This window comes from Phaeodactylibacter xiamenensis (assembly GCF_965229835.1).
Lineage (GTDB): Bacteria > Bacteroidota > Bacteroidia > Chitinophagales > Saprospiraceae > Phaeodactylibacter > Phaeodactylibacter xiamenensis.
Genome location: NZ_OZ245931.1, coordinates 42032 through 60586, shown reverse-complemented (window position 1 = coordinate 60586; position 18555 = coordinate 42032). Strand labels below are relative to the sequence as shown.

The window sequence follows — 18555 nt, the reverse complement described above, 5'->3', positions numbered from 1 at the left end:
ATTAAAACCAGGTATTACCAAATTGTAGCTAAACAAGGCAGCGCCAGGCTGCGGTTGCCTTGTTTAGTGGTACGCAGGTGCGGAGCCCCCTTGATTAAGCTCCGCGCCTGACCGTACTCATAGACAAAGTAGTGCGTGATCGAAGTTTTCATGTTCATGGGACCACACTTTCCTTATTCGTTAGTCCCGCTCGGTCAGCCAGCTGGCGACTGCAGGCGTTAACAGCTTCTGAGAACGCCCGCCCACGAAGACACCAATGTGCCCCCCGGGAAATTCCATCAGCTCCTTGTCTTTGGAGCCGATTTCATCATTAATCGGCTTAGTCGTTGCCGGCGGCACAATATGATCGTGCTTAGCATAAATGGTCAGCACCGGCATATTAATGTTCTTTAGCTTTACCTCACGGCCACCCAGCTCAAATTCGCCTTTGATGAGCTTGTTGTGCTGGTACATATCCTTAATGAAACGGCGGTAGGTCTCTCCGGCCTGTGCCGGGCTGTCAGCAACCCAGTGCTCCATGCGCAGGAAGTTCATCAGCTTGCCTTTGTTGGCCATGGTTTGGGGCAGCGCCATGTACTTACGTGCCTTATTCATTGGCTTGAGCAGGTCAAAACCGGTATTGAGGAAATCACCGGGGATTATGCCGCCGAAGCCATCCACAATTGCATCCACATCCATATCTTTAGCCCACTTGAAGAGCAGCCCTTCTTCGTTATCGAAGTCAACTGGTGTGACCAGGGTGACCAGGTTTTTGATTTTTTCGGGGAACAGAGCGGAATAAATCAGGCTGAAAGTCCCTCCCTGGCAAACGCCAAGCAGGTTTACCTTAGCCAGCCCGTGGGCTTCGCGGATGTAATCCACGCAGTCGTTAATATTCCCGAGGATGTAGTCCTCCATTTTTTTGTAGCGGTCCACCTTAGTTGGGTAGCCCCAGTCGATCAGGTAAACGTCCAGCCCTTCGCTAATCAGTTTACGGATAAAGCTGCGGTCCGGCTGCAGGTCCATCATTTCCCAGCGGTTGACCAGGGCATAAGAAACCAGGACAGGCGTTTTGGTAGCTGGTTTGTCCTCCCGCAAAAAGTGGTACAGTTTGACTTTGCCATCTTCCCAGACAACTTCCCGGGGTGCTGTAGCTACATCCACATCGTGGACGCTGTTGATATTGCGCAGTGCATCAGAAGCCGTATTGACTTGTTCGAGAAGCTGATCGCTGACGTTATTGGATGCCGTTGTGCTCATTGGTTGATTTTTTACCTGGTTATGGGTGCGGCCCGGCCAGGGCAGCCATCCGGTTTATCCCGGTTAGCAGCCCTGAAAGCCTGATGTGGATTATTTAAGTAAAGCCTTGGCCTGCTTGGCCCAGTTGTCGCGCTTGGCCCGCCCCTGAAAAGCACCAAGCAGTTCGTCAATCATATCGTATTCAGAAGCGCCCATCTGAGCCACCTGTTTGAAGGTGTAAACCCCCAGGTCATTCAGCATGCTCTCCAGCTTAGGCCCTACGCCTTTGATTTGCTTGAGGTCATCGGCATCAGAAGCAGAAGCGATACCGATGTTATCCATCAATGATTTCTTGAGGCTACCGCCCTCAGCTGGCGTTTTTTTTTCGACTGCAGGCTTGCCCCCCAAGAGCATTGCTTTTTCCAGTTCAGCCAGCCGGTGCTCCAGCGAACGTACTTTGGTGCGGAGAGCCGAAGCCTCCTTAGCGATATCGTCCCCATCGGTATGCGTAAGAAATGGCATATCGGCATACATCAGCTCCATGAGGCGGCCATTGTCTTTTTTGATGCTGGTCGCCAGTGCAGAAACTTCACTTTGAAGCTTCGAATACTCCGATGAGTGGAGGACCTCAAGCATCGCTTCCTCCAGCTTATTGATATACGCCTGGAAGAATGCCTGGAAATCCGGCATGTCCTGTTCCTGCTTGTACTTTTCAGCAAACTCGCGCACGGTATCCGGCATAGCAAACTGCCCGGACTCGTACACTTTGGACTGCATCTCAGCAGACTTCAGCACGAAAGCAATATACTGGAACTGAATATCCTGCAGGGTTTTGGAGATCTCTGTTTCCCGGCCCTGAGCTGCTATGTTGTTGAACGGCGCCAGTTGATCCCGCAGGCGGTTGTTGAATTCGGCAGCCATTTCAAAGAAAGGCATGTTGCCTGCATTGCTGAAAGACTCCATTTTCTCCTTCCAGCTATCGCTTACGGTTTTCCAGTCGCCCGACTGATCGCCCATGTAGGACATCATGTTGGTAAACCATTTGTTAACCTGTTCAATGACCTCACTGGTATTGCCCACAGGGCGGAAGCCCATCATCTGATTGACGAGTTTCTGGTAAGCTTCGGCGCTAAAGTACTTGTTTACCATATCGCCATCGTAGAGCCCGTTTTTGAGCAGGCGCTGCAGCGGTTCCCAGTACTTTGACATAAAGTTGTAGCTATCGAGAAAGCCCGTATAGTGAGGCCGCATATTGAAAGGCATCTTATCCAATACCTGGGCACTGAACCAGTCCTGCCCACCGTTCATCCACTTGTTCCAATTCGACATATTCTCCTGGAAAAACTGCGTGGAATTGCCAAAGCTGTCGGCACCCGGAATTTGGAAGCCCATTTTACCAGCGTTGGACTTGAAAAAGTCTGCCCACTTTTGGGTAAACTCCGTTTGAATCTGCATGTACTTGCGCAGGTGCTCCGGGGTTTGCTGCAGCATTTCCTGAGGGTTGCCTTTCATAGCCTCCTGGAAAAAAGCCTGTTGCTTGTTGTACCATTCCTGAAAAAGCGCCTCTCCGGCTTTGGCAGGGTCAGCCTGCTCCTGCTGAAAAGGCTTCGTCATCTGGTCAGATAATTTTGACCAAAATTCCATTGCTTTTTTCTGGCCCTCTAGTAAGGTATCGAATTGATTACTCATGGTTGGTTGGTTTTAAAAGTGGAGGATGGGGCTTGGGCAGCCTTAGGCCGTGTTGGGATTTTGGTCTTCTAGTCGAAAACTAACAATTTTTTGTTTAGACAAGAACTGAAAACCGGAGTCCGTACGGATGAGGATTTTCGGGGCGCAGTATAAGCAAAAAAGTGTAGTTTGCAGACCGATTACTAAAGTCCCAATACGGCCTTAATTAGCGCTCATGTACTCCTGCATCACCTTACCGTTAGCTTTGGTGGTATCATAGAAGGCCTTCATAGAGTGCTGGTACAGCTCGCCAAGCTTCTTGGTGCGCTCCTGTGTGGTTTCCATAGTGTTGCCAGACCACATGTTCTTAAAGTACTCTGCTGACTTCTTGTACAGCTCCATGCTCACCTCCATGTTCTTGGTGTAGTCAGCCGTAAAAGTGGTCCAAAAGTCCTTCTGGTAGGCTTCCATTTTTTCTTTAGAGGCCATGGCTTCCATCATTTCGGAAGTCTTGGTGTAGTATTCGTTCATCAGTTCGCCAGCCTTGTCGGACAGATCGGATGATGGTGTCATCATTTCCATCCACGCGTTGGTAAATTCCGTCATTGTGTTAAATAGCTTAGCCTGATTGTCCATCAGCTGATCGTAGTAATTTTTTGCAGATGCCATGATTAGTATCTTTTTTAGTGGAAGAGAATGTGTGTTTTAATTGATAGGTTAAAGGTACGCGGAGAAGAGACGGGGATCAATAGGCTTTTTTATATGTTTCACCCTGACCAAAGGCTTTTTAAAACACTCAAAGCATCATAACCAACTATTATTCAATAATTTAAATCAAAAAATATAAACCCTGACTTAATTTCAAAAGCCCTTGACTATTAATCTCCCTGTATCATTAATCCTTCTCTGGAGATACGAACATAGCATCGCCTAAACAAAGAAAAGCCCGAAGCGATGCGAGCGCCCCGGGCAGTTACTTAAACAATTTTTAATAAACCTTAGACTTTTTCAATGATGATGGAAGAAGCTCCACCACCGCCGTTGCAGATCGCTGCCAGCCCGCGCTTGGCATTCTTTTGCTGCAGTACGTTATTCAGTGTTGTAATGATGCGTGCACCACTAGCCCCCAGCGGGTGCCCCAGGGAGACTGCACCGCCAAAGACGTTCGTTTTTTCCACGGGCACATCAAGCATTTTATTGAAAGCCAGCGTAACCACTGCGAACGCTTCATTGACCTCAAAATAATCAATATCATTCATGGTAAGCCCTGCCCGCTTCAGTGCAATAGGTGCTGCTTTAGTCGGTGCAGTGGTAAACCATTCCGGCTCATGTGCGGCATCTGCAAAGCTGACGACTTTAGCCAGTGGCGTCAGATTCAGTTCTTTAAGCTTTTCTTCGCTTACCAGTACCAGGGCAGTGGCCCCGTCATTAATGGTGGAAGCATTGGCAGCCGTGACCGTACCATCTTTAGTAAATACCGGGCGCAGCGTAGGTACTTTTTCAAACTTCACCCGCTTAAATTCTTCGTCTTCCGTAATAGCGATCGGGTCGCCTTTACGCTGTGGCACGTGTACTGCCACTATTTCGTCCGCAAAAACGCCGGAGCTGGTGGACTCTGCAGAACGCTTGTAGGAAAGCATCGCGAATTCGTCCTGCTGCTCACGGGTAATCTCGTATTTCTTCGCTGTGGCATCCGCACATACGCCCATCGCTACCTGCTGATAGGCATCCGTCAGGCCATCCTTAAGCAGGCCATCCACAATTTGGCCGTGCCCGTATTTATGGCCGTAGCGCGCTTTGGGCACGTAGTAAGGAATGGCACTCATATTCTCCATCCCCCCAACCACAACAAGGCCCTGATGCCCCAACATAATAGACTGTGCGCCGAACATGATAGCTTTCGCGCCTGAGGAGCACACCTTATTTACAGTCGTACAAGGCACTGTATTCGGAATACCTGCTCCAAGCGCCGCCTGACGTGCCGGCGCCTGACCGAGATTGGCCGAGCAAACGTTGCCCATAAAGACCTCTTCGACCTGACTGGCATCCACACCAGCCTTTTCCAGTGCGCCCCTAATGGCCGCTGCACCAAGGTCCGTTGCTGAAACATTAGCGAATACGCCACCAAAACTACCCAGGGGCGTGCGGACGGCGGATGCGATATAGACTTCTTTCATTTTCGGTTAGGATTTGATAAATTAAATTATTTAGATATTTATATGTAAAGATCGGAAAATAAAAAGACTACTGCAAGGGGCTTTAATCCGTCCACATCATCAATTATCACCTTAAAATACTGACTGTGTTCTTTTTATACTTTTTTGCAGCTCTGAAAACTAAGCAAGTCAACCCCTTTCACTCCTCTTACGGAATCAGGAATAAACCGTCTTTACCTACTTTTGAACACAACAGAACTCAATTTGACTGACCTTTTAATACTGAATTATGAATAAATTGAAGGAAAAAGTAGCGATCGTCACGGGCGGCGCAATGGGCATTGGCAAGGCTACCGCTATCCGTTTTGCCGAAGAAGGTGCCAAAGTTGTCATCTGGGACATTAACGAGGAAAAAGGCAAGGCACTGGCGGCTGAGCTCGACGGCTTGTTTTTCAAGGTGAATACCACCGACCTCTCTGCCTGCGAAGCCGCCGCCAAAGCAGCAGCGGATGCCTGCGGGCAAATCGACATCCTCATCAATAACGCGGGCATCACCCGGGATGCGACAATGAAGAAAATGAGCACAGATCAATGGCAGCAGGTTATCGATGTCAACCTGACTGGCGTGTTCAATTGTACCAAGGCTGTTTTGCCATACATGTTGGAGCGGGAATACGGCCGTATCGTGAGCGCCGCATCCGTAGTCGCGCACAATGGCAATTTCGGGCAAACGAACTACGTAGCCACTAAGGCCGGCGTCATCGGTATGACAAAAGTGTGGGCGAAGGAGTTTGGCCGCAAGGGCATTACCGCCAATGCCGTAGCTCCAGGCTTTATCGGCACGGAAATGGTGCTGACGATCCCTGAAAAAGTGATCGATATGCTCAAGCAAAAAACACCGGTCCCACGCCTGGGCGAGCCTTCAGAAATTGCCGCCGCCTATGCTTTCCTGGCTTCTGATGATGCCGCATTCATTAATGGCGCCGTACTGAACGTTGATGGAGGCGTAACTTTATAAGTGATTTTTCAGATACTGGTAAAAGCACTGCCTGTCAAAGATCAGGTGGTGCTTTTTTACCTTATGGGGATCGCGGCTTTCATTTTGCCGCTGTATTCCCGGAAAAACTCAGCAATTTCCGGCAGCTGCTGATAAGACAGGAAAAACAACAGAGCCAGCACTCCGTATAAGAGCACCACCTGCAGGTTCAAAATGGTTTTGGGCGTAATAGGCTTTTTCATACGATAAATAGTTTAAATCCAAACACCACAATTTACATTAAATGTTGATAAAAAACTAAAAACCGAAACAAAATATCAAACACAACTCAAATAAAAGAATAAAACCAAATCCATTTCCAAATTTACCTCTCCCGTCTTCTCCACCGGTCGAACATTGCACCAACGCCAGCACTTTAATTATTGAACACCTTAATAAAACTTAGTGTAATTTTTACATTAAGTTTCTTGGAGAACTCTGCAGCATTCCGTATTATCCACCATACAAAACCCTATACAAGGATGTCCCGATTAGTCATCATTTCCAACCGATTACCTGTAACCATAAAAAAAGAAGCCGGAGACCTGATTTACCACCCCAGTGCAGGCGGGCTGGCTACTGGCTTGAACTCCCTGGACGAATCCTTCGAAAAAATATGGATTGGCTGGCCTGGCCAGGATATCAAAGACGAATGGGAGCGCGAGACGGTACGCCAGGATCTCAAAAAAGACGGCCTGTTCCCGGTTTTTCTGACTCAGGAACAAATTGAGCTCTACTACGAAGGCTACAGCAACAAAACCATCTGGCCACACTTCCACTACTTTACGCAGTATACCTCCTACCGCGACCACTATTGGGAAGCCTACCAACAGGTCAACCGGCAGTTTGCTGATGAGGTCATTCCCCTCATCAAGGAAGGAGACCTGGTCTGGGTGCACGATTACCAGCTCATGCTCCTGCCTGCCATGATCCGGGAGGCCTACCCGGATGTGTCTATCGGTTTTTTTCTTCACATCCCCTTCCCTTCTTATGAAGTATTCCGTATTCTCCCGTGGCGTAAGGAAATCCTGGAAGGCATTTTGGGAGCCGACCAAATCGGTTTTCACACCTTCGGCTACATGCGTCACTTTCTGAGCGCTGTCTACAGGATCTGCGGGTTTGAGCACCACTTTGGCATGTTGACGGTAGGCGACCGCCTGGTCAACGTCGATATGTTCCCAATGGGCATCGACTACGACAAATATGCTCATCCTGAACCTGCAAGCGAGGAATCGGAAACAGCGCAAAAGATCATTCAGCTTGCCGAGGAGCAGAAGCTCATCATTTCTATTGACCGCCTCGACTACTCCAAGGGCATCCCGCAACGCGTGCGGGCTTACGCCAACTTTCTGGAGAAGCATCCGGAGTACCGGGGCAAAGTTACCCTGGTAATGATCGTAGTGCCATCCCGGGCCAATGTTTCCCAGTACCAGGCCCTGAAGCAGAAGATTGACAACCTGGTAGGCCGGGTAAACGGTGAATACGGCAATTTCGGTTGGGTGCCCATTCAGTACTTTTACCGTAGCCTTGACTTCGGCGATTTGACAACGCTTTATAAAGTAGCTGATATTGCGCTGATTACGCCCCTGCGCGATGGCATGAACCTGGTGGCTAAGGAATTCATCGCCAGCAAGGAAGCTTCTAAAAAAGGCGTGCTTATCCTAAGTGAGATGGCTGGTGCCCATAACGAGCTCCACGACAGCATTACCGTCAACCCACAAGACCGTCAGGATATCACCAAAGCCCTGCTTCAGGCTCTTACAATGGACGAAGCAGAACAGGCTAAGCGCCTGGAAGGCATGCAGGAAAAGCTTAAGCAGCACGATGTACGCAACTGGGCTGCCACTTTCATTAATGAACAAAAAAAACTGATGGAGTCGCAAAAAGAAAATATTGTGAAACGAATAGACCGCGATTTAAGAAAGGAAATTGTCAAAGACTACCACGATGCGGAGAACCGGCTGATCATCCTTGATTATGATGGTACGCTCATGCCATTCCATAAAGACCCGCAGGCTGTGGTACCTGGAGAAGAGGTCATCAACCTGCTCAAGGCGCTTTCCAGCCACCCGGGCACCAAGCTGGTCGTCAATAGCGGCAGGGACCGGACTACCCTGGAAAACTGGCTGGGCCACCTGGGGCTTGATATGGCTGCCGAACATGGCGTATGGATGAAGCGTGATGGGAAATGGCAAAGCAACCCTGGCCTGACTATTAGCTGGAAAGCCAAAATCCGGCAAGTACTGGAGAATATGGTGGAGCGCACGCCGGGCTCCTTTATTGAGGAAAAAGACTTTTCCATTGCCTGGCACTACCGCCGTATTGACCCCCAGCTGGGTGAAAAGCGGGTGCGCGAATTTCGTGACGTCCTCCTATACCTCACAGCTAACGACGATCTGCAGGTGCTTGAAGGCAACAAGGTTGTGGAAATCAAAAACGCAGGTGTCAGCAAAGGCAAAGCCACAATCAACTGGCTGGAGGAAGGCAAGTGGGACTTCATCATGGCCCTTGGCGACGACCATACCGATGAGGATACGTTCAAGGCGCTGCCAGACACCGCCCACACCATCAAAGTTGGCCTGGATAAATCTGTAGCCCGCTACAACCTGCTTTCTGTGGAGGATGTGCGTCGTTTCCTGGGCCGCTTTACGGAGTAACCTTCATCGGAGAATCCCCTGCTTCTGTCCATTATTTTCGGCGAAAGGCGGCGGCTTGTACAAATTTGTGGAAAACAGGTCTATGATCACTGGCTTTATCCAAGGCTTCACGGCTTATTTTGATGCCATACGGCTGGCTTCCCGGTACAACCTGTGGGGCTATGTGCTTGCCCCCGGCCTGGTAAGCCTGTTGTTAGGCGCAGGAATTTTTTATGGCGCATGGACGGCCAGTGATGACATCGCACAATGGCTGATTGATTTTTATCCCTTCGGATGGGGCAAAAGCGCATTGGAGACTATCGTGCAGATTTTTGGTGGCATCTTTGTGCTGGCTATCGGATTACTGGTCTTTAAACATCTGGTCCTTGCGGTCTCCTCCCCATTCATGAGTTTCCTGTCTGAAAAAATAGAAAAGCACCTGAGGGGGCATCACCAACAGGTGCCTTTTTCGGTCAGCAAAGCCCTCCGTGATCTCGCACGAGGGCTCACCCTGGCGCTCAGAAATATTATTCGGGAATTATTCTTTACCCTTTTGCTGTTTTTATTGGGAATATTAGTTCCCTTTCTTAGTCCGTTAATCGCTTTTGCTGTATTCGGCATACAAGCCTACTATGCAGGTTTTGGCAACCTGGACTTTACGCTGGAAAGGCACCGGGATGTCAGGGGCAGCATCGCCTTTGCCCGGGCCAACCGGGGGCTGTGCATTGGCAATGGCACTGCATTTCTGCTACTCCTTTTTTCCATTGTGGGCTTTCTGTTCGCGCTGCCACTGGGCACGATTGCCGCAACCAAAGAAGCCGTCAGAAGGCTACAGGCTGACTATACCGGCTCCCAGTAAATCTTGTGGTTGGGGTACTCCTTATGGAACTCGTACTTCAGCACATCGTGGGTGGTAATAATCCCCACAAGGTCCTTGTCTTCATTGACGATGGGCAGCCCGTGGAACAGGTTTTCCAGAAAAATCTCTGCTGCCGCACCAATTTTGTCATTAGGCCCAAGGGTCGCCACTTTGGTCGTCATCACCTCTGAAACCTTAACTTGTTTGTATTCATCCTGGCACCGGCCAAGCCGCACCAGGTCAAAGGACGTTATAATTCCGACCAGGGTATGGCCTTCTACCACCGGAATATGGTGGACGTGCTTAAAGAAGAGGATGTCTTTGACGACTTCCAGGGTATCCTGCGGGCGGACAGTGACTACTTTTTTAGTCATAATCGAGGAAATGGGCTCGTTCATCATAGTATGAAGCATTTGGTGTTATACGCAATACGAAGTGGTCACCTACTGGCGCTAACGGCCAGCACGGGGAACGATAAATGTCGGGCTTATAGTCCAGACATTCATCGTCTGGGTCGTTGATCCAGACATCATCGTCTGGGGCTTACAGTCCAGACATTCATCGTCTGGAATCTTTGATTTGCGACATCGGACACTGACGAAGCGTAGCTTGTCAGGACAAGCGCAAACCACTTCCCAGCGTGAATGCTGACCCGCCTGCCTTAGTATTAAGTACGGTCTCCGGTGACCGAAGCCCACAGGCGACGAGACACGGACAGGCATTGAGTAGGTTTGCTGTGGCAAACCACTTAATCGTCAGTATATCTCATGCTATAAATTACGCATTTATTTTGCATTTCAAAATAAATACCAAACAAAACATTACACATTTAGGAAAATTCCCGCAAAACAAGAGCTGTTTTTCCTAATCATTAATGAATTTATACCCCACTCCCCTTACAGAGAGAAAATACTCCGGATTTTTAGGGTCTGCCTCAAAGTACTTTCGGAAAGACAGGATAAAATTGTCAATAGTCCGTGTGGAGGGGTACACATCATAACCCCAGACCGACTGCAGGATTTGCTGCCGCGAGACGACCTCGCCCCTGCGGTCGACGAGCAGTTTCAGCAGCATCGCCTCTTTTTTAGTCAGGGTAAAATGCCCGGGGTTGCCTTTGGCTTCGTAGGTCGCAAAGTTGACCCAGTTGCCTCCAAATTCATATTCCTCCGGCGTATTGTCGGGGCTTTTGCTCGTCCGCTTGATCAGGTTATTGACGCGCAGAAGCAGCTCCTCCAGATTGAAAGGTTTGGTCAGATAGTCATCTGCGCCTTTTTTCAGGCCTGATATCCGGTCCTGAGCAGTGTCCTTGGCAGTGAGGAACATAATCGGCACTTCACGGTTGGTCAGGCGGACCTGCTCGCAGATTTGGAAACCATCCACTTCCGGTAGCATCACATCAAGGATCAGAAGGTCAAAATGCTGCTCTTTGGCGTACTTGAGAGCATCCTTTCCGTTATCGGCAGCAACGACCTCGTACTCTTCCATTTCAAGATTGAGCTTAATGACATCCTGAATGTTCTCTTCGTCCTCAACGAGTAATATGCGCATAAGCTATTTATTGGCTTTGTGTTTTTGACATTTCTACAGACCGTTGCGCTGCCTGCTTATCCAGCCGTTCCGCGGGAAGTTCGATCTTAAAAACCGTTCCCTTCGGTTGATTATCTTCTACGGATATCCGGCCATCATGAGCGGCGACAATTTGCTGCACAATGTATAAACCCAAACCTGTACCTTTTGTTTTGCGCGTATCTTCGTTCCCAATCCGGTAGAACTTCCCAAAGACCTGTGGTTTTTCTTTATCCGGTATCCCGTGCCCCTGATCTGCGAACCGGAGAATCAATGCATCTGGTGTTTCTTCCAGGCTCACTTCAATATCTGCGGGCTTTGGGGAATACTTCACGGCATTCTCCATCAGGTTGAGCATAACCGAGGTCATACCGGTGCGATCGCCCCGGAAAGGGCTGATTACCGACCGCTTCTCAAAGTGGAACCGGGCATCCGGATATTTGGAGTCCAGTGTTTCAATCAGGTCTTCCAGGATTTGGGGTAAGTCCAGTCCTTCCTCGTGGGGTTTGTACGCGGCTTCGAGCCGGGCGGATAACAGCAGATCACTGACTAAACCATTAAGACGTTCGGTTTCCAACAGCGCACTACGGATGAGGCGTTCTGATTTTTCCGGAGGCAAACTCCGCCGTTGGAAGGTTTCCAGTACCAGGCGTATGGAAGCAATAGGCGATTTCAGCTCATGGGTGATAGACAGCAAAAAGTTGCGCTGCTGCCGGGCCGCTTCCATTTCCTTATTATAAGCCCGGTTGATCAGGTACATCCCGACCAAAAGCGTAAGAATGATAACACCAGCCTCGCCGAGTATCATATACTCCTGCCTGGTGTACTGCTGTTTGAGCTCCAGGTATGGCGCTGACTGTAAGAAGGCTTCTTCGGACTGAACGGTGCCTTCCGCTACCATGATCAGGCGCATTTTGTCCCGTTTGGCGGCAAAGGCATCGCTGTTTTTGGTGTACAACAGCACCGACCACCAGGCAAAGGCCATCATCATATAGGCGATGACTACATAAGACAATAAACGCAACCTTACATTTCGCCGGTTTTCCATCACTTTGAGGTTTTAAAAACCATATGCAGGCACTCCTCCATAATGGAAGCGGCTTCATCAAGGTCTTGTTCGGTGTGGGCAGCTGAAACGAAGCCTACCTCGTAGCCGCTTGGGCCCAGATATACGCCACGCCTGAGCAGCTCCCGGTGCAGATTTTTGAAATGCTCCATACTTGCGGCATCAATTTGGTCTGCCCGCACTACCCGGTCGCGGGTGAAGGCCAACCAGAAAATAGAGGCTATCTGCTGCACATGCATCGGCAAATCATGCCTGAGGGCAAAAGCCTGAAGACGGTCTGCCAATCGCTTGGTTTTGGCTTCCAGCCCTTCGTAAAAGCCAGGCTCCAGCAGCTGCTTTAATGCTGCGTACCCAGCTGCCATCGCTACCGGATTGGCAGATAAAGTGCCGGCCTGATAAACGGGGCCGTCGGGAGAAATATGGCTCATTACCTCATGACTTCCGCCGTACGCGCCTACCGGCATGCCTCCACCAATAATTTTACCATACGTGATGATATCCGGCTGAATGCCATAATACCCTGCTGCCCCTTCAAATCCGACCCGGAAACCAGAGATCACCTCATCGAAAATGAGCAACACTCCGTATTTATAGCACTTCAGGCGCAGGCACTCCAGAAAAGAAGGGTCCTGAAGCAGCAGCCCGTTATTGGCAGGCACAGGCTCGACTATGATGCAGGCGATGTCGTCGCTGTATTTTTGCAAGGTCTCCTCTAATAGCTTACGGTCATCCAGAGGCAGCACGATGGTCTCTTCAGCGAATGCCCTGGGGATACCCGCAGAAGTGCTTTCCCCGAAGGTAGCCAGGCCCGACCCCGCCTTCACCAACAGGGAATCAACGTGGCCATGGTAGCAACCTTCAAATTTGATGACTTTACTTTTACCGGTAATGCCCCGTGCCAGGCGCAGCGCTGACATCACGGCCTCCGTGCCCGAGCTGACAAAGCGGATTTTATCGATATAGCGGTTGTTGTTAACAATGAGCTTCCCCAGTTCATTGCCCAGGCGGGTCGGTGTACCGAAGGAAGTCCCCTTCGCTACAGTCTCCGTGACCAAGTCGCGTACTTTGGCATTATTATGCCCCAGAATGAGCGGTCCCCAGGAGCAGCAAAAATCGATATAGGTATGGTCATCCTCATCGGTAATGCGGCACCCCTGCCCTTCCTTTATGAACAAAGGCGGACCATAGACAGACTTGAAAGCCCGTACGGGAGAGTTCACCCCGCCCGGGAAATAGTTTTTGGCCTCCTCGAATAATGCTGCCGAACGCGTCCTGTTTTCCAGGGAGATGGTATCCATGTCGATTTTTTTTCTGATTGTGCCAAAGGTAACGAATCTTAGGTATAGCAGTTGTCAGCCACTGGTAAACTCAAACCAAACTTTTTTATGGAAAACCCAGGCGGACGATTGCTGGCCGGGAAACGTCAGACATTCTACCAGGCTTGGTTTATGGCAGCATTAGCCGCCGCTTACCCATAAGCCGGTTACAGATACAGACAGGAGAAGGAAAAGCAAAGTGGATTTTACCAGCCTGTACTCCTTGCCCCGGGTTGGCAAAAAGGCGGAGCAGGAGAAAAGGGTTAAGAAGCTACCTCAACATTTTCAGCGAGTGCCTTACCCAAAAATTTGAGCATATACCGCTTCACCGTTTCACGAACATTTAAGAAGACCGCTTCTACCTCCTGATCTGTGCCTGTTGCTTTCGCAGGGTCCGGAATACTGAAGTGGATCTTTTTACCGAAGTGGACACCTTCAAGTGTAGCCTGAGAAACTTCATCACAAACCGTGATCAGGTAATCAAAGTGCTGATTGCTGAAATCATCAATGGATTTGGCAACATGCTCGCTCATGTCGATATTATCCTCCTCCATCACTCGCACGGTGTAAGGGTTTAAATGTTGAGCCTTGAGCCCTGCGCTGTAAATATCGAGCTTCCCGCCGGAGTAGAACCTAAGATAGCCCTCTGCCATTTGGCTGCGGCAGGAGTTGCCAGTGCAAAGCACTAATACCCTTTTCATTGCAGTGTATTTAATGTCTGGTTAACACAAAGTTAACATTAAATACGGACAATAGAAATGCCGGAAACAGAATTGCGAAGTCTCATCGGGTTGACCGAGCTTTCAGTCAGGGAAAAATACCGGAAATATAAAAGGTGGCTCTCAATCTGCCTTTCCCTTTGCGGATCTGGCAAATGAGATTCTCGACAAATCTTGTATGATAGGAATTTAACCAATTTACAGCCTGCGGTGAAAAAATAGTGGGCATTCCTTCAAAAACTCTTCAACATCAGAACGTTGGGCACCCTATACCGCGTCCGCTCTGTACCCCACGGTTGTGCCCGCCAATCCGGAAGGCAAGGGATACACCGCCTACGTAATACCAATCGTTGTACTGTCCTCCGCGCCGGTAGCTGGTATCAGCGGTGGGGTCTTCCACGGTTGGCCGGCTTAAGCGGGCGGCCAGTTCTCCATTGCCTTCGAGGACATCAAAATAGTTGACTTCCACATTACTTACATCGTCGAGATAATCCGTAAAAAGCATGCGCCCCCCAAACTCCAGGCCCAAGGTAAGCTGCTCACTGAGCAATACTTTAACGCCAACCCCCATAGGCACTGCGAATTGGGTAAGGCGGTAGGGGTCTTCATAATTAGGCAACCCCTGACCTTCCGTTCCTAAAGGCTGCAGTTCGATATAGTCACCATCAAAGGGCGCTTCCGGATTAAAACGAAAGACGGCTACACCACCAAAAAGATAAGGGACCAGGCCACGGTTCCTGACCGCACCAATTTTGAACAGGTTCAACTCCCCAACCAGGGAAAACTCTGTAATCCGGCTTCGGAATGCTAAGCCACGGTCCTCACGGCCATGCCGGGCATCATCTCCTTCCACGGAGGCCCCATTGACCCCCACGCGCAGCGCAGCGGCACGCCCCAGCTCAAAACGGGCAAATACCCCGAATGCCGGGCGGACCTCTTCAAAGTAAACGCCAAACTCTTTTGGCGAAAGATCTCCGCTGTATAAGGAGACGCCTCCCATAACTCCAAGCTGCGTTTGCGCCTCAAGGGACAGGGCAGCAAAACTGAGGAGTCCGGTAAGCAAAACAGAAAAGAAAAGGGGCTGGATGAGGTAGGATAACTTGCGTGTCATAATGCTGTTCATTGGGATTAAATGATCAATTAAGGTACTGGCCTGAAATATAGACGCTTCAAGATTAAGAAACGCTTTCCAGTCCTGAATAATTATTAAGTCCTGTGGTTAATTATAGCCTTCGGCTGGTTCGTTTCGACCACTTTGGGCAAGGCACCGGGTCAGATAGCATTTTATTAAGCCCGGCACCGAAGTTGTAGGAAACTGTGATGTTCATCATGTAGTACCAGTCCCGTGAGGTTACGCCACGGCTGTAAGTCTGATCCACACCTTCAGCACCACCAAGGGCCGGCCGGCTGAGCTGAGCAGCAAGTGGCCCGTTGTTGATGAAGACATCCCGGTGGTTCACTTCGGCTCCTGTTACATCATCCAGGTAATCCGTAAGCAAAAAGCGGGGCCCAAATTCAAACCCAAACGTAAACTTCCGGGTAATGAACTTAATGCCAGCTCCGAACGGTGCAAAGAACTGAGTCAGATTATACCGTTGCGCATAACCCGGTATTCCCTGCCCCTCGGTGCCCAGCGGCTGAAGCTCTATCCACTCCCCATCCACTTCTCTGCGGGGATTGAAATGAAACAGCCCTACTCCACCATAAAGATAAGGAAAGGTAAAACTGTACTCGGTATGCCGGATGCGCCATGCATGCAACTCGCCAATGGCTGAAAACTCCGTGATGTTGGTACGAAAAGCCAGTCCTCTCTGTTCGCGGTTGTTCCGAAAATCATCGCCCTGAACGCTGCCTAAATTGATGGAAAACCGGGTAGAGAAATAGTTGCTGGAAGAAAGCCGGCAAAAAATCCCCCCAGCCGGGCGCATTTCCTGAATCATCGCTCTGGGGTCGCTGGGTGAGAGGTCACCGCTGTAGAACATACTGCCGAAAGTAAACCCGATGTCGACAAACTGAGCAGTTACCGTTGTATGCAGGAAAAAGCAAAAAAGCAGGACCAAAAATTGTCTTTGCATAGTTAATGGGATTTGGGAATCGAAAGGCCCAAGTCAGGCAGCCTCTAAGTCTTTGACCAAACAGACTGACTTTTAATTTTCATTCAATACTGGGGAATGGATGAACAAATACGCTCTGTAATTAGGGAGTCGCTCTGTATTGGCAAGTCGCTCTTTAAGTGCCCTGACCTGCCCGGCATACTTGTGTGCAGACGCTACAAAGCTAATTTTTTTTCCGGCTCCCTCCAAGAAAAGCACACGGATATATAAACAAAAAAACTATTGATAAAAGGTTATCCTCAGGTGCTGCTTTGATGCCAAAAGACCTTATACCTTAAACAGTATCTGAAGAACGGCTTTAGCCTGAAACAGGTATTCACCAGATTAATGCATTCACGATTTTAACTTAAAGCTGCTCGATTTGTTTATGATCGTGGAATGCAAAAAAACCAAGTACAATAATGTCCAGACGCAAGTCAGGCGCCGATGATGCGCCCAAAGTCCGCCTCACCCGGGAAAAGCTGGCCGCTGCCGCTAAGATTTTCAGGTTTATCCACCCTTACCGTTTCGCGTTCGGTTTCGGGCTGGTGCTGTTATTTGTCTCTTCGATCACCTTCATGGTGTTCCCGTATCTTTCCGGGCTGATGGTCGATATCGCTTCCGGCGAAAAGGAAATGCCTTACTCCCTGGTTGATGTAGGCTGGATACTAGCCGCTATCCTGGTAATACAGGGGGCAGTATCCTATTTCCGTATCTACCTGTTTTCCATCGTCAGTGAGAAAGGGATTGCTGATGTCAGAAGGGCGCTGTACGAAAAGCTCATTTCCATGCCCATGTCTTTCTTTGAGCACGCCCGCGTGGGCGAGCTGGTGAGCCGGCTCACGGCAGATGTGGAGAAACTTTACAATGCCTTCTCGATCACCCTTGCTGAATTCCTTCGTCAAATTATCATCCTGCTGGCAGGTATCATTTTCCTGGCTTTCCGTGCGCCACAGCTTTCGCTCATCATGCTGGCCACCTTCCCGGTAGTCATTATCGGAGCTATGTTCTTCGGGCGCTTCATCCGCAAGCTTTCCAAGGAACGGCAGGAGGAGCTGGCGGAGTCCAATAACATCCTCAACGAAACCATGCAGGCCATTCAGGCGGTAAAGGCATTCACCAATGAGCTGTTTGAGTCCGTTCGCTACGGCAAGCGGATCAACCGGGTCGTGGGCATGTCGCTGAAGTACGCACGATGGCGGGCTTTATTTTCTGTCTTCATCGTTACTTTCCTGTTTGGGGCGCTTTTCTTTATCATCTGGCAGGGAGCCATGATGGTTCAGGATGGGACCATGAGCGTAGGCGTTCTCATTGAATTTGTGGCTTACACCGCTATTATTGGTGCTTCTATTGCTGGTCTTGGGAATTTCTACACAGAGCTGCTGGGTGCCATTGGGGCCACCGAGCGTATTCGTGAAATCCTTTTGGAAAACCAGGAAATTGATATCCAAAATGCGGCGCATATTCCTGACATCCCGGTCAAAGGCCATATTGAGTATAAAAACGTGCGCTTCCGCTACCCCACCCGCCCGGACATTGAGGTTCTTAAAGACATGAGCTTCAAGGTAGAGCCGGGCCAGAAGGTGGCACTCGTAGGGACGAGCGGAGCTGGAAAGTCCACTATTGTACAACTGCTGCTGCGCTTCTACAATATTGATGAGGGCGATATCCTGGTGGACGGGCAACCGATTTCCAGTTTCAACACAACGGCCTATCGCCGGAATATTGCCATCGTGCCCCAGGAAGTGATCCTCTTCGGAGGCTCTATTCGTGAGAACATCCTCTATGGCAACCCGAATGCTGCGGAGGAAGCAATCATTGAGGCAGCAAAGAAAGCCAATGCCTGGGATTTCATCCAAACCTTCCCGGAAGGGCTGGACACCCTGGTGGGCGAGCGGGGCGTAAAGCTCTCGGGGGGACAGCGGCAGCGTATTGCAATTGCGCGGGCCATCCTCAAAGACCCCGCCATACTCCTGCTGGACGAAGCGACTTCCAGCCTCGATGCCGAATCAGAAAAAGTCGTTCAGGATGCGCTGGCCACGCTGATGGAGGGGCGTACCTCTATCATCATCGCACACCGGCTGGCTACGATTCGCGATGTGGACCAGATTTTCGTTATTGAAAATGGTCAGATCATCGAGCAGGGTACACATACCGAGCTTTCTCAGCGGGAAGAAGGAGCCTACAACACCCTGGCTAAACTGCAATTCGAACCGATCTAA

The 18555-nt window shown here is 49.8% G+C and carries 17 protein-coding genes; 4 read left to right on the top strand and 13 right to left on the bottom strand.

The features are described 5' to 3' along the window. Positions 1 to 14 precede the first annotated feature (14 nt). The 5 genes from ACO08I_RS00290 to ACO08I_RS00270 form a co-directional block, all read right to left on the bottom strand. A complete protein-coding gene (locus ACO08I_RS00290; RefSeq protein WP_421948110.1) occupies positions 15 to 152 on the bottom strand; it encodes a hypothetical protein in 138 nt (45 codons plus the stop codon). 28 nt (positions 153 to 180) lie between these two features. Beyond that, complete coding sequence (gene phaC / locus ACO08I_RS00285; protein WP_282773719.1) at positions 181 to 1239, bottom strand: class III poly(R)-hydroxyalkanoic acid synthase subunit PhaC; 1059 nt, start codon at positions 1237 to 1239, stop codon at positions 181 to 183. A 90-nt stretch (positions 1240 to 1329) separates the two neighbouring features. Further along, positions 1330 to 2907 carry a poly(R)-hydroxyalkanoic acid synthase subunit PhaE gene (locus tag ACO08I_RS00280; RefSeq protein ID WP_282773717.1) on the bottom strand — a complete coding sequence of 526 codons (1578 nt, stop codon included), beginning with the start codon at positions 2905 to 2907 and terminating at the stop codon, positions 1330 to 1332. Between the two features lie 201 nt (positions 2908 to 3108). Beyond that, the gene (locus ACO08I_RS00275; RefSeq protein WP_282773715.1) at positions 3109 to 3555 is read right to left on the bottom strand and encodes a hypothetical protein; all 447 of its coding nucleotides are present in this window, start codon (positions 3553 to 3555) and stop codon (positions 3109 to 3111) included. A gap of 329 nt (positions 3556 to 3884) precedes the next feature. Next, positions 3885 to 5063 carry an acetyl-CoA C-acyltransferase gene (locus ACO08I_RS00270; protein ID WP_421948109.1) on the bottom strand — a complete coding sequence of 393 codons (1179 nt, stop codon included), beginning with the start codon at positions 5061 to 5063 and terminating at the stop codon, positions 3885 to 3887. A 268-nt stretch (positions 5064 to 5331) separates the two neighbouring features. On the opposite strand from ACO08I_RS00270, the gene ACO08I_RS00265 reads away from it, so the two are divergent. Further along, positions 5332 to 6060 carry a beta-ketoacyl-ACP reductase gene (locus ACO08I_RS00265; RefSeq protein WP_421948108.1) on the top strand — a complete coding sequence of 243 codons (729 nt, stop codon included), beginning with the start codon at positions 5332 to 5334 and terminating at the stop codon, positions 6058 to 6060. A 56-nt stretch (positions 6061 to 6116) separates the two neighbouring features. Here ACO08I_RS00265 and ACO08I_RS00260 read toward each other — a convergent pair whose 3' ends face one another. Then, the gene (locus tag ACO08I_RS00260; protein WP_160213872.1) at positions 6117 to 6281 is read right to left on the bottom strand and encodes a hypothetical protein; all 165 of its coding nucleotides are present in this window, start codon (positions 6279 to 6281) and stop codon (positions 6117 to 6119) included. 279 nt (positions 6282 to 6560) lie between these two features. On the opposite strand from ACO08I_RS00260, the gene ACO08I_RS00255 reads away from it, so the two are divergent. Next, positions 6561 to 8735 carry a bifunctional alpha,alpha-trehalose-phosphate synthase (UDP-forming)/trehalose-phosphatase gene (locus ACO08I_RS00255; RefSeq protein WP_282773707.1) on the top strand — a complete coding sequence of 725 codons (2175 nt, stop codon included), beginning with the start codon at positions 6561 to 6563 and terminating at the stop codon, positions 8733 to 8735. 82 nt (positions 8736 to 8817) lie between these two features. Beyond that, positions 8818 to 9573: an EI24 domain-containing protein gene (locus ACO08I_RS00250; RefSeq protein WP_421948107.1), complete on the top strand. Its 756-nt coding sequence runs from the start codon at positions 8818 to 8820 to the stop codon at positions 9571 to 9573. Here the strand turns inward: ACO08I_RS00250 and ACO08I_RS00245 are convergent. The 7 genes from ACO08I_RS00245 to ACO08I_RS00215 form a co-directional block, all read right to left on the bottom strand. Beyond that, positions 9555 to 9974 carry an HPP family protein gene (locus ACO08I_RS00245; protein ID WP_282773704.1) on the bottom strand — a complete coding sequence of 140 codons (420 nt, stop codon included), beginning with the start codon at positions 9972 to 9974 and terminating at the stop codon, positions 9555 to 9557. The two genes, ACO08I_RS00250 and ACO08I_RS00245, sit on opposite strands and share 19 nt — an antisense overlap. Before the next feature lie 463 nt (positions 9975 to 10437). Beyond that, positions 10438 to 11121, bottom strand: a complete 684-nt coding sequence (locus tag ACO08I_RS00240) for a response regulator transcription factor (RefSeq protein ID WP_282782415.1) — start codon at positions 11119 to 11121, stop codon at positions 10438 to 10440. A 7-nt stretch (positions 11122 to 11128) separates the two neighbouring features. Then, positions 11129 to 12187, bottom strand: a complete 1059-nt coding sequence (locus ACO08I_RS00235; protein WP_421948106.1) for a sensor histidine kinase — start codon at positions 12185 to 12187, stop codon at positions 11129 to 11131. Continuing rightward, the gene (hemL, locus tag ACO08I_RS00230; protein WP_282782411.1) at positions 12187 to 13503 is read right to left on the bottom strand and encodes a glutamate-1-semialdehyde 2,1-aminomutase; all 1317 of its coding nucleotides are present in this window, start codon (positions 13501 to 13503) and stop codon (positions 12187 to 12189) included. Before hemL ends, ACO08I_RS00235 begins: the two co-directional genes overlap by 1 nt. A gap of 281 nt (positions 13504 to 13784) precedes the next feature. Continuing rightward, positions 13785 to 14222 (bottom strand): arsenate reductase ArsC, encoded by a 438-nt coding sequence (locus ACO08I_RS00225; RefSeq protein WP_044225626.1) that lies wholly within the window; start codon positions 14220 to 14222, stop codon positions 13785 to 13787. A gap of 268 nt (positions 14223 to 14490) precedes the next feature. Continuing rightward, a complete protein-coding gene (locus tag ACO08I_RS00220) occupies positions 14491 to 15351 on the bottom strand; it encodes a DUF6089 family protein (RefSeq protein ID WP_421948105.1) in 861 nt (286 codons plus the stop codon). A 112-nt stretch (positions 15352 to 15463) separates the two neighbouring features. Further along, on the bottom strand, positions 15464 to 16315 hold the full coding sequence (locus tag ACO08I_RS00215; protein ID WP_282782407.1) for a DUF6089 family protein: 852 nt from the start codon (positions 16313 to 16315) through the stop codon (positions 15464 to 15466). A 440-nt stretch (positions 16316 to 16755) separates the two neighbouring features. On the opposite strand from ACO08I_RS00215, the gene ACO08I_RS00210 reads away from it, so the two are divergent. Next, positions 16756 to 18555, top strand: coding sequence for an ABC transporter ATP-binding protein (locus tag ACO08I_RS00210; protein WP_421948104.1), 1800 nt, complete (start codon positions 16756 to 16758; stop codon positions 18553 to 18555).